This window comes from Comamonas sp. (assembly GCF_009360615.1).
Classification (GTDB): Bacteria; Pseudomonadota; Gammaproteobacteria; order Burkholderiales; family Burkholderiaceae_C; genus Comamonas.
This window is the reverse complement of sequence record NZ_SPEY01000051.1, coordinates 60,932-74,456: the sequence shown is the minus strand read 5'-3', so window position 1 is coordinate 74,456 and position 13,525 is coordinate 60,932. Positions and strand designations below refer to the sequence as shown.

Sequence of the window (13,525 nt, the reverse complement as noted above, 5' to 3'; positions counted from 1 at the left end):
AACCGTTCAACGCGCAACCATTACAGGAGACGACAAATGCCCAGCTACAACCCGCCACTGCGTGACATGCAATTCCTCATGCACGAGGTCTTCAAGGTCACCGAGACCTATCAGCAGATTCCCAAGTATGCGGAGGTCGACGCCGACACCATCAACGCGGTGGTCGAAGAGGCGGGAAAGTTTGCGGCCAATGTCACGTTTCCCCTGAATATCTCCGGCGATGAAGAGGGCTGCACGCTGAACAAGGAGACCCACGAGGTCACCACGCCCAAGGGCTTCAAGCAGGCGTATGCGCAGTTCATCGAAGGCGGCTGGCCGGCACTGTCCTGCGATCCGGAGTATGGCGGCCAGGGTTTGCCGTTCGTGCTCAATTCGGCGCTTTATGAAATGCTCAACAGCGCCAATCAGGCCTGGACCATGTACCCGGGCCTGTCGCATGGAGCCTATGAGGCCTTGCATGCCTACGGGACGCCGGAGCAGAAGAAGATCTACCTGGGCAAGCTGACCAGTGGCGAGTGGACCGGCACCATGTGCCTGACCGAACCCCACTGCGGCACCGACCTCGGCTTGCTGCGCACCAAGGCCGAACCCCTGGCGGACGGCAGCTACAGGATCACCGGCAACAAGATCTTCATCTCGGCCGGCGAGCATGACTTCACCAGCAATATCGTGCATCTCGTGCTGGCGCGTCTGCCCGATGCGCCCGCAGGCTCCAAGGGCATCAGCCTGTTCGTCGTGCCCAAGTTCAAGGTAAATGCCGACGGCTCGCTGGGTGAGCGCAATCCCATCTTCTGCGGTGCGCTGGAGCACAAGATGGGCATTCACGGCAATGCCACGGCCCAGATCAATATCGACGGTGCCATCGGTACCCTGGTGGGTGAGCCCAACAAGGGCCTGCAAGCCATGTTCGTGATGATGAATGCGGCCCGGCTGGGCGTGGGCAACCAGTCGCTGGGACTGACCGAGGTCGCCTATCAGAACGCACTGGCCTATGCCAAGGATCGCCTGCAGATGCGCAGCCTGTCCGGCGTGAAGGCCAAGGACAAGCCGGCCGATCCCATCATCGTTCACCCCGATGTGCGCCGCATGCTGCTCACGGCCAAGGCCTATGCGGAAGGTGGGCGTGCGCTGTCGACATTCTGCGCGCTGCTGCTGGACCAGGAGTTGCATCACCCTGACGGGAAGGTGCGCAAAGACAGCGGCGAGCTGGTGGCTCTGCTGACGCCCATCGTCAAGGCTTTCATCACCGACAACGGCTGGACGGCGACGACCCTGAGCCAGCAGGTCTTCGGCGGCCATGGGTTCATCAAGGAATGGGGCATGGAGCAGTTCGTGCGCGATGCACGCATCAACATGATCTATGAAGGCACGAACGGCATCCAGGCGCTGGATCTGCTGGGTCGCAAGATCCTGGGCAATCAGGGCGCGACGCTCAAGAAGTTCGGCAAGCTGATTGCCCAGCTGGTGGAGGAAGAGGGCGTCAACGAGAAGATGAGCGAGTTCGTCACGCCCATTGCCTTGCTGGGCGAGCAGATGACCAAGTTCACCACGGAGATCGGCTTCAAGGGCATGCAGAACCCCGACGAGGTGGGGGCTTCGGCCGTGGATTATCTGCGGGTGGCCGGTCACCTGGTCTTTGGCTACCTGTTTGCCCGCATGGCCCAGGTGGCGCTGCGCGAGATCGCGGCCGGCAATGCGGACCCCTTCTATCAGGGCAAGCTGCAGACCGCACGCTTCTACTTCGCCAAGCTCTTCCCCGAGACACTGACGCTGATGCGCACCGCTCGCGCCGGCAGCCAGTCCCTGATGGACACCGACGCGGCGTTGGCCTGATGTTCCGCAGGTGCATGCTGTCCTGCTGTTCAATGCATGGCGGCACGCACTGATTCATCCCTTGTTTTGAATATGAAGGACCAGGAAATGAAGAAAATCAAAGCGGTAGCAGCTCTGGTATTGATAGCGGGCGGCATGTCGGCCGCCTGGGCGCAGATGTCGCCCGTAGGCACCTGGCGCAGCATGGATGAAAAGGAAAACACGCCCAAGGCGCAGGTGAAGATCACCGAGGCTGGCGGCGTGGTCACGGGCAAGGTCGAGGCCCTGCTGCGCAAGGGCGCGGATCCCAATGCGCTGTGCACCGAGTGCAAGGACGAACTCAAGGACAAGCCCGTGGTGGGCATGACGCTGATCAGCGGCGTCAAAAAGGTCGAGGGCAAGGACGTCTGGGAAGGCGGCAGGATTCTCGATCCCGAGAACGGCAAGACCTATGCCGTGCGCCTGACGCCCATCGACGAAGGCCAGAAGCTGGAAGTGCGTGGCTCCATCGGGCCTTTCTGGCGCACCCAGACCTGGATCCGCGTCCAGTAATTGAAAGGAAGCCCCCCGCGTCGCTGCGCCTGGATGGTGGCGCGCGCTACGTGCTGGCGCAGGGGGTGCAGCCCTCGCTGCGGGGCGGTGCGGCCGGCTCAGGCTCTGGCCCGGATGCCCTGGCCTGGGGTGCCTCAGTTTCATGCGCTGTGCGTATTATGAATAAATGAAATGAATGCAATCATGTCCCGATTCAACGTGAAAAAAGTCGCCGTGCTGGGCGCGGGCGTGATGGGTGCGCAGATCGCCGCCCATCTGGTCAACGTCAAGGTGCCGGTCATCCTGTTTGACCTGCCCGCGAAGGAAGGCTCCAAGAGCGGCATTGCAGAGCGTGCCATTGCCAATCTGAAGAAGCTCAAGCCTTCGCCGATCGGCGTGGCCGACGATGTGGAGCTGATTCAGCCGGCCAACTACGAAGAGCATATGAAACTGCTCAAGGGCTGCGATCTGGTGATCGAGGCCATTGCAGAGCGCATGGACTGGAAGCTGGACCTGTATCACAAGATCGCGCCTTTCGTCGCCAGGCATGCGCTGCTGGCGTCCAATACCTCGGGCCTGTCGATCACCAAGCTGTCCGAGGCCTTGCCCGACGCCATCAAGCCGCGTTTCTGCGGCATCCACTTCTTCAACCCGCCGCGCTATATGCAGCTGGTGGAGCTGATCAACACTCCGACCACGCAGGCCGAGGTGCTGGATCAGCTCGAAGCCTTTGTCACCAGCACGCTGGGCAAGGGCGTGGTGCGCGCGCACGACACTCCCAACTTCATCGCCAACCGCATCGGCATCGCCGGTATGCTGTCCACGATGAAGGAGGTCGAGAACTTCGGCCTGTCCTTCGACGTGGTGGACGACCTCACGGGCAAGAAGCTGGGCCGCGCTTCCTCGGGCACCTTCCGCACGGCCGACGTGGTGGGCCTGGACACCATGGCCCATGTCGTCAAGACGCTGCAGGACAATCTGAGCCTGGAGACCGACCCCTTCTACGGCAGCTTCGGCACGCCGCCTGTGCTGGCCAAGCTGATCGAGCTGGGCAACCTGGGCCAGAAGACCAAGAAGGGCTTCTACAAGAAGGTCGGTCGCGACATCTTCCAGTTCGAGCTGGACAGCGAGGACTACGTCCCCGCTGGCGGCAAGGCCGACGAGGTCTACGGCCGCATGCTCAAGAAGCCTGCCGCAGAGCGCCTGAAACTGCTGCGCAATGCCGAGGGCAAGGAGGGCCGGTTCCTCTGGGCCATCCTGCGCAACAGCTTCCACTATGCCGCCGTGCACCTGCATTCGATTGCCGACAGCGCACGCGATGTGGATCAGGCGATGCGCTGGGGCTTCGGCATGAAGCAGGGGCCGTTCGAGCTGTGGCAGGAAGCCGGCTGGCTGGAAGTGGCCAAGATGGTGCAGGAGGACATCGACGCCGGCAAGGCGCTGTGCAAGGCGCCGCTGCCCCGATGGGTCTTCGAAGGTCCGGTGGCCGAGGCCGGCGGCGTGCACACGGGCAAGGGCTCGTGGAGTCCTGCGCAGAACCAATTCGTGCCGCGCCGTGTGCTGCCCGTGTACGAGCGCCAGCTCTTCCCCGAGAAACTGCTGGGTGAAACCGATCTGCCCGACTGGCAGACGGCTGGCACGACGATTGCCGAAACCAGGGCGCTGCGCACCTGGACGCTGGACGGCAAGGTCTTGATCGCCAGCATCAAGAACAAGATGCACGCCATCAGCCCCGAAGTCATGGAAGGTCTGATGGAGGCGGTGGATACGGCCGAGAGCGACTTCGACGCCATGGTCATCTGGTCCGGCGATGCGCCCTTCAGCGTGGGCGCGGACCTGGAGGCCACCATGCCTGCCTTTGTGATCGGCGGTGCGGATGCCATCGAGAGCATCGAGCAGGAGCTGCAGAATCTGATGCTGCGCCTGCGTTATGCACAGGTGCCCGTGGTGTCTGCCATTCACGGGCTGGCGCTGGGCGGCGGCTGCGAGATGGCGGTGTATTCGGCGCGCCGCGTGGCCCACATGGAAAGCTATATCGGCCTGGTGGAAGTCGGCGTGGGTCTGGTGCCCGGCGCGGGCGGCCTGACCTATATCGCGCGCCGTGCTGCCGAGAATGCCGCCGCCAGCACCGGCAAGGATTTGCTGCCGTTCCTGACCGAAGGCTTCACGGCCGCGGCCATGGCCAAGGTGGGAACCAGCGCGCTGGAGTCGCGCAAGCTCGGCTATCTGCTGGACAGCGACATCGTCGTGGCCCACAAGGATGAGGTGCTGTTCGTGGCCATCAACGAGGCCAAGGCCATGGCGGCCGGCGGCTGGCGTGCGCCGCACAAGCGCAGCTTCCCCGTGGCGGGCCGCAGCGGCCTGGCAACCATCAAGGGCTCGCTGGTCAATATGCGCGACGGCGGCTTCATCAGCGAGTTCGACCAGCATATTGCGGGCCTGATCGCCAATGTGGTCTGCGGCGGCGATGTCGATGCCGGCACGCTGGTGGATGAGGCCTATCTGATGAGCCTGGAGCGCAAGGCTTTCTGTCATCTGATTGCTCACCCCAAGACCCATGAACGCATTCTGGGCATGCTCAATACCGGCAAGCCGGTACGCAACTGATTCGATATGAGCATCCCCCTGAGTCGCTGCGCGCCTTCCCCTTTCTCTCGCTTTGCGGGAAGGGAAACGCCAGCAACGCTGCGGGGCGGCCCTTGCTCGCTGGCTGCGGGTATGCGCCGCGAAGTAATTGAAGCCTTGCACACAGGTTGAAGAGCTAAGAGACAACCAAGGAATTTGGTCATGAAACAAGTACAAGACGCCTATATCGTTGCTGCCACGCGCACGCCCATCGGTCGCTCGCACAAGGGTTTTTTCCGCAACTACCGTCCCGACGATCTGCTGGCCACCACGCTCAAGGCGGCGCTGGCCCAGGTACCTGGCCTGGACCCCAAGGCGATCGAGGACATCGTCTGCGGTTGCGCGATTCCCGAAGCCCAGCAGGGCCTGAACGTGGCGCGTATCGGTGCTGTCCTGGCGGGACTGCCCACCAGCATCGGCGGCATCACCGTCAACCGTTTCTGCGCCTCCGGTTTGTCGGCCGTGGCCATGGCGGCGGACCGTATCCGCGTCGGTGAAGCCGATGTGATGGTTGCTGCTGGCGTGGAGAGCATGAGCATGGTGCCGATGATGGGCAATGCGCCCAGCCTCTCGCCCAGCATCTTCGAGCGCGATGGCGATGTGGGCATTGCCTACGGCATGGGCCTGACGGCAGAGAAGGTGGCCCAGCAGTGGAAGGTCTCGCGCGAGGCGCAGGATGCGTTTGCACTCGAATCGCACCGCCGTGCGATCGCTGCGCAGCAGGCCGGCGAGTTCGCCGCCGAGATCACGCCGATCGAAGTCACCGACCGCACGCTGAACATCGCCACGGGCGAGACCGTGAGCAGCACGCGCACCGTGAGCCTGGACGAAGGCCCGCGCCCCGATACCAGCCTGGAAGGCCTGGCCAAGCTGCGCACCGTGTTTGCGGCGCGCGGCACGGTCACTGCGGGCAATAGCTCGCAGACCAGCGACGGTGCGGGCGCGCTGATCATTGCCAGCGGCGATGCCGTCAAGTGTTTTGGCCTGACGCCGCTGGCGCGCTTTGTCAGCTATGCCAGCAAGGGCGTGCCGCCAGCCATCATGGGCATTGGCCCCATCGAGGCCATTCCCGCCGCGCTGCGCTACGCAGGTCTCCAGCAGGACGATATCGACTGGTACGAGCTCAACGAGGCCTTTGCGGCCCAGTCCCTGGCCGTCATCAACACCCTGGGTCTGGACCAGAGCAAGGTCAACCCCATGGGCGGTGCGATTGCGCTGGGCCATCCTCTGGGTGCGACCGGCGCCATCCGTGCCGCCACCGTGGTGCATGCGCTGCAGCGCAAGCAGCTCAAGTACGGCATGGTGACCATGTGCGTGGGCATGGGTCAGGGCGCGGCAGGCATCTTCGAGCGCGTCTGAACGCCGCAGCCGCCATGCACACCGAACCGTCACAAGCCCCGGTGCAGGCTGCCGTGCAATGGACGGAGTTGGCCTTGCCCATCTCCAAGGGCTCGGCCGATCTGGTGCTGCGCCAGTGCCAGCCCAGGGCGGCAGCGCCGCTGGCCCAGGTGGTGGTGGCGGGCGCCATGGGCGTGCAGCAAAGCTATTACCAGGCCTTTGCGCGCTGGCTGGCGGAGCAGGGCTATGGCGTCACCACCTTTGACTACCGTGGCCATGGCCTGTCGCTGCACGTGCCGCTGCGCGACGCCAGGGCCGACTTGCTGGACTGGGCCAAGGACTGCGAGCTGGTGGCAACCCAGCTCAAACAGCAGTTTCCCCAGCAACCGCTGATCTGGATCGGCCACAGCGTGGGCTCGCAGCTGCCGGGGCTGGCTTCCATTCCCCTGCCCCTCAACGGCCTGCTGTCCGTGGGCAGCGGCAGCGGCTACTGGCGCGATAACGCGGCGCCCACCCGGCGCATGATCCGGCTGTTCTGGTGGGGTGTCGCTCCGCTGGTCACGGCTTTGTACGGCGCTTTTCCGGGGCGCAAGCTGGGCATCGTGGGCGATCTGCCGGCAGGCGTGATCTGGCAATGGCGTCGCTGGTGCCTGAATCCTCTGTACGCCATAGGGGTGGAGGGGCGCTGGGCCTCCGAAGCCTATGCAGCAGCCCACTACCCCTTGCATGCACTGTATTTCGAGGACGACGAAATGATGTCGCTGGCCAGCGTGCAGTCGCTGGTGGGCTGGTACAAGAGTGCGCCCAGCACGCTGGAGCGTGTCGATCCGGGGCTGGCTCCGGCCGGACGCATAGGCCATCTGGGGTATTTCAAGGAAGAGATGCGCGAGCTACTGTGGCAGCCCCTGCTGCCTTTGCTGCAGAGCTGGCGCAATGGTGATCGCGGCCCAGGCAAACCCTTGTTCGGGCCGCATGAGTCACCTGTTTGACGGCTTTCATTCCCGCCCTTGGGCAACACTGCCAATCATGAGCACAGACCTCCACCCCTTTGATCGTGCCGTGGCGCTGACCGCTACGGGCGTGCCCAATCAGTACCAGGGAACGGCCTCGCCCGATTACTGGAACATGGTCGGCCCTTACGGCGGCATCACGGCCGCCAGCCTCGTGCAGGCCATTCAGCAGCACCCGCAGTGCCTGGGCGAGCCGCTGTCCCTCACCGTCAACTATGCGGCAGCGGTGGGGCCGGGTGCTTTCGAGATCGACGCCAGGCCGGTGCGCACCAACCGCTCCACCCAGCACTGGCTGCTGACGATCACCCAGACCGATGCCCAGGGCCAGGCGCAGATCGTGACCACCGCCACGGCCGTGACGGCGGTGCGCCGCCAGACCTGGAGCGTCAGCGATATGCCCATGCCCGAGGTCCGGGCTGCTGCCGAGGTGGAGCGCGTTCCACCGCTGTTCAAGGCCTCCGAGTGGCTGACCCGCTATGAGATGCGATTCTTGGACGGAATCCTTCCGCGCGAGGAGGACGGTGCCGAGCGCGACAGTCTGACGCGGCTGTGGGTGAGAGACAATCCGCCGCGTCCGCTGGATTTCGCGTCGCTGGCTGCGGTCTGCGACGTGTTCTTTCCGCGGGCGTGGCTGCGCCGCGCCAGGCGTGTGCCGGCGGGTACGGTGTCCATCACCGTCTACTTCCATGCCGGGCGCGAGGAGCTGGCTGCGACCGGCGACGGATTGCTGCTGGCACAGGCGCGCGGGCAGGAGTTCCGCAACGGCTTTTTCGACCAGACGGCCCAGCTGTGGAACCAGTCCGGCCAGATGCTGGCGACCAGCCATCAGATTGTTTACTACAAGGAATAGGGTGCCGAAGCCGGCAAGCTGTTCCCATCCTTCACAAGGCAAGACCATGAGCAATACCCAGGATAGCCAGGACATCCTGGTGCACACCGAAGAGGGCGTGTGCACCATCACCTTCAATCGTGCGGCGAAAAAGAATTCCTTCACCGAGGCCATGTACCGCCTGATGGCGGACGCATTGGCGGCCGCCAAGCTCGACGCTGCCGTGCGCGTGGTGGTGTTCCAGGGCGATATCGCCATCTTCAGCGCAGGCAACGATATCGCGGACTTCCTGACGCAGGCTTCAACGCCCGGCGCCATGGGCGCCGAGGCGCCCGTGTGGCGCTTTCTGCAGGAGGTTTCGGCCTTTCCCAAGCCGCTGATTGCGGCCGTCTGCGGCCCGGCCGTGGGCATCGGCACCACGCTGCTGCTGCATTGCGACCTGGTCTATGCCGGCGATAACGCCGCATTCTCGCTGCCCTTCATCAATCTGGGCGTTTGCCCCGAAGCAGCATCCAGCCTGCTGCTGCCCCAGATGCTGGGTTACCACCGCGCCGCCGAAGCCCTGTTGCTGGGCGAGCCCTTCTTGGCAGAAGCCGCGCTGGAAGTGGGCCTGGTCAACCGGGTGGTTCCTCCCAGCGAATGCAATGCCGTGGCACAGGCCCAGGCCAGGAAGCTGGCGCGCAAGCCCCTGACCTCGCTGATCGAGACCAAGCGCCTGATGAAGGGCGGCCAGGCCAAGGCTGTGGGCGAGCGGATTGTGGAAGAAGGCGCCGTCTTCGCCCGCATGCTGCGCGAGCCTGCGGCCAGGGAAGCCTTGACGGCTTTCATGGAAAAACGCCATCCAGACTTCAGCAAATGCTGAAATCGGGAGTTGCGGCAGCAAGGGGATGCAGCGATAGCGTGCTTTCACCAGGAGCGCCACCCGGATTTCTGCATCTTCCCCGTCCGCGAGGGCTTGGCCGCCGGTAGCCATGCCGATCTGAGAATCGTCCCTTGCGGGGCGATTTTTCTTTGACCGTTTTTCAGGTTTTCCTATGACATCCAGGTCCCAGCCGTCCCGCAGTCAGGCGCAGCCAACGGCCGAGTCCGTGCAGTTCGAGCCGGAGTTCATCTCCGGCTTGCGCGACATCTTTGAAACGCGCGTGGCCTTCAACCAGACGATCGGTCTGAAGATCGGCGAGATCACGCCCACGTGGGTGCAGGGGCGTATCGCCATGCGACCTGACCTGATCGGACATTCGGCCTATCAGCGCATTCATGGCGGCGTGATCAGCGCCGGCCTGGATTCCATGGGCGGGCTGGCCGTGATGGCGGCCATTGCGGCCCAGCATATGGATGACACGCCCGCGCAAAGGCTGCATCGGTTTTCCCGGCTGGGAACGATCGATCTGCGGGTGGACTATATGCGGCCAGGCATCGGCAAGGAGTTTCTGCTCAGCGCCAGAGTGCTGCGCCTGGGCTCGCGGGTGGCGAATACCCAGATGGAGTTTTTGTCCGTGGACGGCGAGTTGCTGTCTACCGGCACGGCCGCCTATATTGTTTCCTGACGCCTATCTGAAATGAGAGCGCCCCGTGCCTGCTGGATAAGGTGAGGGGGCATAGAAATGCGGCAAGTGCCCCCTTGCCTGGGTGCAGCCAGATCTTTCATTGTGTGAGATCAGGCAATGCATGCAAGTAACTGAAACTTGTGAAAGCTTTGCTTACCGTTATTGCGAGATAGGACCAAATGTTGCTGATCAAGCTGCATAGGATGGCGTTTTCTGACTAGGAGATTCCGGCCATGGCTGTGCAAAACCCGTTCTTCGGCAAACGCGAAAACGATAGCTTTCCTTCACGCAATTCCGTCACCGGGCTTTCGACAGCGAATCCTGCAGCGGCTTCGGGCACCGGCTCTTTGAGCAGTGCCGGCCTTGGCACGGCGCCTGCCAGCTCCATGCGTGCTTCGGCGGCACCGGCTGCGCCTGTGGCCGAGGAAACCGGCGGCAGCAAGCTGACCGTCGGCCCGAACATCAAGCTCAAGGGCGTGGAAATCACCGACTGCGACACCTTGGTGGTGGAAGGCACGGTCGAAGCGACGATGAACTCCCGCGTCATCAGGATTGCGGAACAGGGCGCTTTCCACGGAACGGCCGAGATCGATATTGCAGAGATCCACGGCAGGTTCGACGGATCGCTCACCGTGCGTGAAAAGCTGGTGATCTATGGCTCCGGCAAGGTCAGCGGCAAGATCTGCTACGGCAAGGTGGTGATCGAAGAGGGGGGCGAACTGACAGGGCAGATCGAGGCAGGAACCCGTTCCAGCAACAGCAATGCCTCCGCTCCGGCCTGGAGCAAAAGCAGCTCCGCCAGCAGCAGCCCGGTGTCGGCTGCGGCCGGCAGCGGCGAGACTGCGGGCAGCGCTGCAGTGGCCTGAATCTCTGCGCACGGCCCATGAAAAAAGCGACCGTGGAAGGTCGCTTTTTTCATGCTGGGACCCTGGATCAGCTCTTGGCTGCCTGGGCCTGGATTTTTTCGCGCCAGGCGCGTGTCTGCTCCGTATCCGGCAGGGACTGGGGCTTGCCCGTGGCGTCGATGGCCACATAGGTCAGGCGGGCTTCGGTCACCTTCACATACTTGCCCTGGTCGGAAAAGCGCTCGGCAAAGACTTCCACATCCACGGCGACCGAGGTGCGGCCCACATGCTGCACGCCGGCGTAGAAGGACAGGATGTCCCCCACGCGCACGGGTTGCTTGAAGATGAATTCATTGACGGCTACGGTCACCATGCGGGTGTGGCTGATGCGCTGCGGCAGCACCGAGCCGGCCAGGTCCACCTGCGCCATGACCCAGCCACCGAAGATGTCGCCATTGGCATTGACATCGGCAGGCATGGGTACGACTTTGAGAACCAGTTCCTTGTCGGCGGGCAGGGCAACGCTGGGAAGGTCGGGCGAACGGGGGGGCATGGAAATCTGTGACACGAATGGAAAGTTGAAATTGTCCCTCAACATCGGGTTTCTACCATGTTGACTGCAGAAAGCCACTAGCGACGGTTCGGGCAAGTCAGTAGGGGATCACTATGGGGCGGTGTTTGTGGTGCATGGGTGGATGCCACAGTGTCGTGCGGGAGGCCGGCGGCAGACAGTCGGTAAATGTCCCAATACTGGCCGGAGGCGATGTGAGCTCGGCAATGTCGCTCAAGCCTTCCAGTCGCGCTCGTGCAGATCGTGAAGCCTTGCGGCTCCTGCGGCATGCCGGGTTCGGTGAGCAGGGCTTTCTGACTGGCCGCGCAGGGCGAGTTTCTGCCGGGCCTGCGCTGCGCGCCCCCAGGGCAGACCATGGCTGCAGCCCTTGATCCTGGTCAGGGTGAGCGCAAAAGCGACGGGGCAGGCAGAATTCACGGGTACCCTGATTCCCGTCATAGCAATTGACGCCCTCTACCGCGGCTCCGACTGCCTGCAGGGCGATACAGCCCCACAATGCGTTCACAGTTACCTGCAACCCCTGAGGAAGCCGCAGCAGCGGCAAACCAGTCAGACGGCGCCACGCTGCGTCGCCTTTTTCCCTATATCTGGCGCTACAAATGGCATGCGCTGGCAGCGCTGGTGTTCATGATCTGCGCCAAGCTGGCCAATGTGGGCGTGCCCCTCTTGCTCAAGCATCTGGTGGATGCGCTGGATATCAAGCCCGGGCAGGCGCAGGCCGTGCTGGTGGTCCCAGTGGGTCTGCTGGCGGCCTACGGATTGCTGCGCTTTTCCTCCACCCTGTTCACCGAGTTGCGGGATCTGGTCTTTTCCAAGGCCACGCAGGGGGCATCGCGCTCGATCGCGCTATCGACCTTCGAGCATCTGCATGCCCTGAGCCTGCGCTTTCATCTGGAGCGCCAGACCGGCGGCATGACGCGCGACATCGAGCGCGGCGTGCGCAGCACCGAGTCACTGATCTCGTACTCGCTCTACTCCATCCTGCCCACGCTGATCGAGATGGCGCTGGTGCTTGGCATTCTGGCCGTACGTTTCGATATCTGGTTTGCCGTCATTACACTGGCAGCGCTGGTGTTCTATATCGGCTTCACGGTCACCGTGACGGAGTGGCGCACCCGCTTCAGAAAAGAGGCCAATGCCCAGGAGTCGGCGGCCCATACCAAGGCCATTGATTCGCTGCTGAACTACGAGACCGTCAAGTACTTCAACAACGAACAGTTCGAGTCCGCGCGCTATGACGAAAACCTCGAGAACCTGCGTCGCGTGCGGCTCAAGAGCCAGACCACGCTGTCCATGCTCAACTGCGGCCAGCAGCTCATCATCGGAGCGGCGCTGGTGGCCATTCTGTGGCGTGCCACGCAGGGCGTGGTCGACGGCAGGCTGACGCTGGGCGATCTGGTCATGATCAATGCCTTCATGATTCAGCTCTACATCCCGCTGAATTTCCTGGGCGTGATCTACCGCGAGATCAAGCAGAGCCTGACCGACCTGAACCGCATGTTCACGCTCATGGACAAGGAGCGCGAAGTGGCCGATGCGCCCGGTGCCCAGCCCTTGCAGATCGACCATCCGCCGCCCGAGGTGCGCTTTGAGAACGTGCAGTTCGCCTACGATGCTGCGCGGCCCATACTGCACGATGTGAGCTTCACCATTCCTGCGGGCAAGACCGTGGCCGTGGTCGGCCCCTCGGGTTCGGGCAAGAGCACGCTGGCGCGTCTGCTGTTTCGCTTCTATGACGTGCAGGGCGGCCATGTGCGCATTGCCGGACAGGACATCCGCACGGTGACCCAGAGCAGCGTGCGGCACTGCGTGGGCATCGTTCCGCAGGACACGGTCCTGTTCAATGACACGGTGGCCTATAACATTGCCTATGGGCAGCCGGGTGCCACGCAGGAGCAGGTGGTGGCAGCGGCCAAGGCCGCACGCATCCATGACTTCATCGAGCGCACGCCCCAGGGCTACGCCACGCGAGTGGGCGAGCGCGGCCTCAAGCTCTCGGGCGGTGAAAAGCAGCGTGTGGCCATCGCGCGCACCCTGCTCAAGAACCCGCCGATCCTGATCTTTGACGAAGCGACGTCGGCGCTGGACAGCGCCAACGAGCGCGCCATCCAGAACGAGCTGCGCAGCGCGGCGCAAGGCAAGACCTCGCTGGTCATTGCCCATCGCCTGTCCACTGTGGTCGACGCGCACGAGATCCTGGTCATGGACAGCGGCCGCATCATCGAGCGCGGAACGCACGAGGAGCTGCTGGCCGCCGGAGGACGTTACTCCAGCATGTGGAACATGCAGCTCAACCAGGCGGAGTCATCGGAGATTCCCGCCTGAGTGCGGTCACCTCACGCCAGACGTTTGATAAGCCACCTCCGGGTGGCTTTCTTTTTGGCCTCTTCGCTTCCATGTATACATATGGTTAGGTG

Annotated in this window: 12 protein-coding genes; 10 read left to right on the top strand and 2 right to left on the bottom strand. The window is 63.3% G+C overall.

Annotation, left to right across the window (positions count from 1 at the left end):
- Positions 1–36 precede the first annotated feature (36 nt).
- The 9 genes from E2583_RS14875 (at position 37) to E2583_RS14835 (ending at position 10,558) form a co-directional block, all read left to right on the top strand.
- Positions 37–1,833, top strand: coding sequence for an acyl-CoA dehydrogenase C-terminal domain-containing protein (locus E2583_RS14875; protein WP_291596994.1), 1,797 nt, complete (start codon positions 37–39; stop codon positions 1,831–1,833).
- 87 nt (positions 1,834–1,920) lie between these two features.
- On the top strand, positions 1,921–2,364 hold the full coding sequence (locus tag E2583_RS14870) for a DUF2147 domain-containing protein (protein ID WP_291596993.1): 444 nt from the start codon (positions 1,921–1,923) through the stop codon (positions 2,362–2,364).
- A gap of 183 nt (positions 2,365–2,547) precedes the next feature.
- On the top strand, positions 2,548–4,950 hold the full coding sequence (locus E2583_RS14865; RefSeq protein WP_291596991.1) for a 3-hydroxyacyl-CoA dehydrogenase/enoyl-CoA hydratase family protein: 2,403 nt from the start codon (positions 2,548–2,550) through the stop codon (positions 4,948–4,950).
- Between the two features lie 180 nt (positions 4,951–5,130).
- Positions 5,131–6,327, top strand: coding sequence for an acetyl-CoA C-acyltransferase (locus E2583_RS14860; protein WP_291596990.1), 1,197 nt, complete (start codon positions 5,131–5,133; stop codon positions 6,325–6,327).
- Between the two features lie 14 nt (positions 6,328–6,341).
- The gene (locus E2583_RS14855; RefSeq protein ID WP_291596987.1) at positions 6,342–7,295 is read left to right on the top strand and encodes an alpha/beta fold hydrolase; all 954 of its coding nucleotides are present in this window, start codon (positions 6,342–6,344) and stop codon (positions 7,293–7,295) included.
- A gap of 37 nt (positions 7,296–7,332) precedes the next feature.
- Positions 7,333–8,166, top strand: coding sequence for a thioesterase family protein (locus E2583_RS14850; RefSeq protein ID WP_291596985.1), 834 nt, complete (start codon positions 7,333–7,335; stop codon positions 8,164–8,166).
- A 46-nt stretch (positions 8,167–8,212) separates the two neighbouring features.
- Positions 8,213–9,007, top strand: coding sequence for an enoyl-CoA hydratase (locus tag E2583_RS14845; RefSeq protein WP_291596983.1), 795 nt, complete (start codon positions 8,213–8,215; stop codon positions 9,005–9,007).
- Between the two features lie 172 nt (positions 9,008–9,179).
- Positions 9,180–9,692, top strand: coding sequence for a thioesterase family protein (locus E2583_RS14840; protein WP_291596981.1), 513 nt, complete (start codon positions 9,180–9,182; stop codon positions 9,690–9,692).
- A gap of 233 nt (positions 9,693–9,925) precedes the next feature.
- On the top strand, positions 9,926–10,558 hold the full coding sequence (locus tag E2583_RS14835; RefSeq protein ID WP_291596979.1) for a polymer-forming cytoskeletal protein: 633 nt from the start codon (positions 9,926–9,928) through the stop codon (positions 10,556–10,558).
- Between the two features lie 67 nt (positions 10,559–10,625).
- On the opposite strand, the gene E2583_RS14830 is transcribed toward E2583_RS14835, so the two are convergent.
- Positions 10,626–11,090 carry an acyl-CoA thioesterase gene (locus E2583_RS14830; RefSeq protein WP_291596978.1) on the bottom strand — a complete coding sequence of 155 codons (465 nt, stop codon included), beginning with the start codon at positions 11,088–11,090 and terminating at the stop codon, positions 10,626–10,628.
- Between the two features lie 231 nt (positions 11,091–11,321).
- Positions 11,322–11,525: a hypothetical protein gene (locus E2583_RS14825; protein WP_291596976.1), complete on the bottom strand. Its 204-nt coding sequence runs from the start codon at positions 11,523–11,525 to the stop codon at positions 11,322–11,324.
- A 78-nt stretch (positions 11,526–11,603) separates the two neighbouring features.
- Between E2583_RS14825 and E2583_RS14820 the strand changes: the two genes are divergently transcribed.
- A complete protein-coding gene (locus E2583_RS14820) occupies positions 11,604–13,433 on the top strand; it encodes an ABC transporter ATP-binding protein/permease (RefSeq protein ID WP_291596974.1) in 1,830 nt (609 codons plus the stop codon).
- Positions 13,434–13,525: the final 92 nt, after the last annotated feature.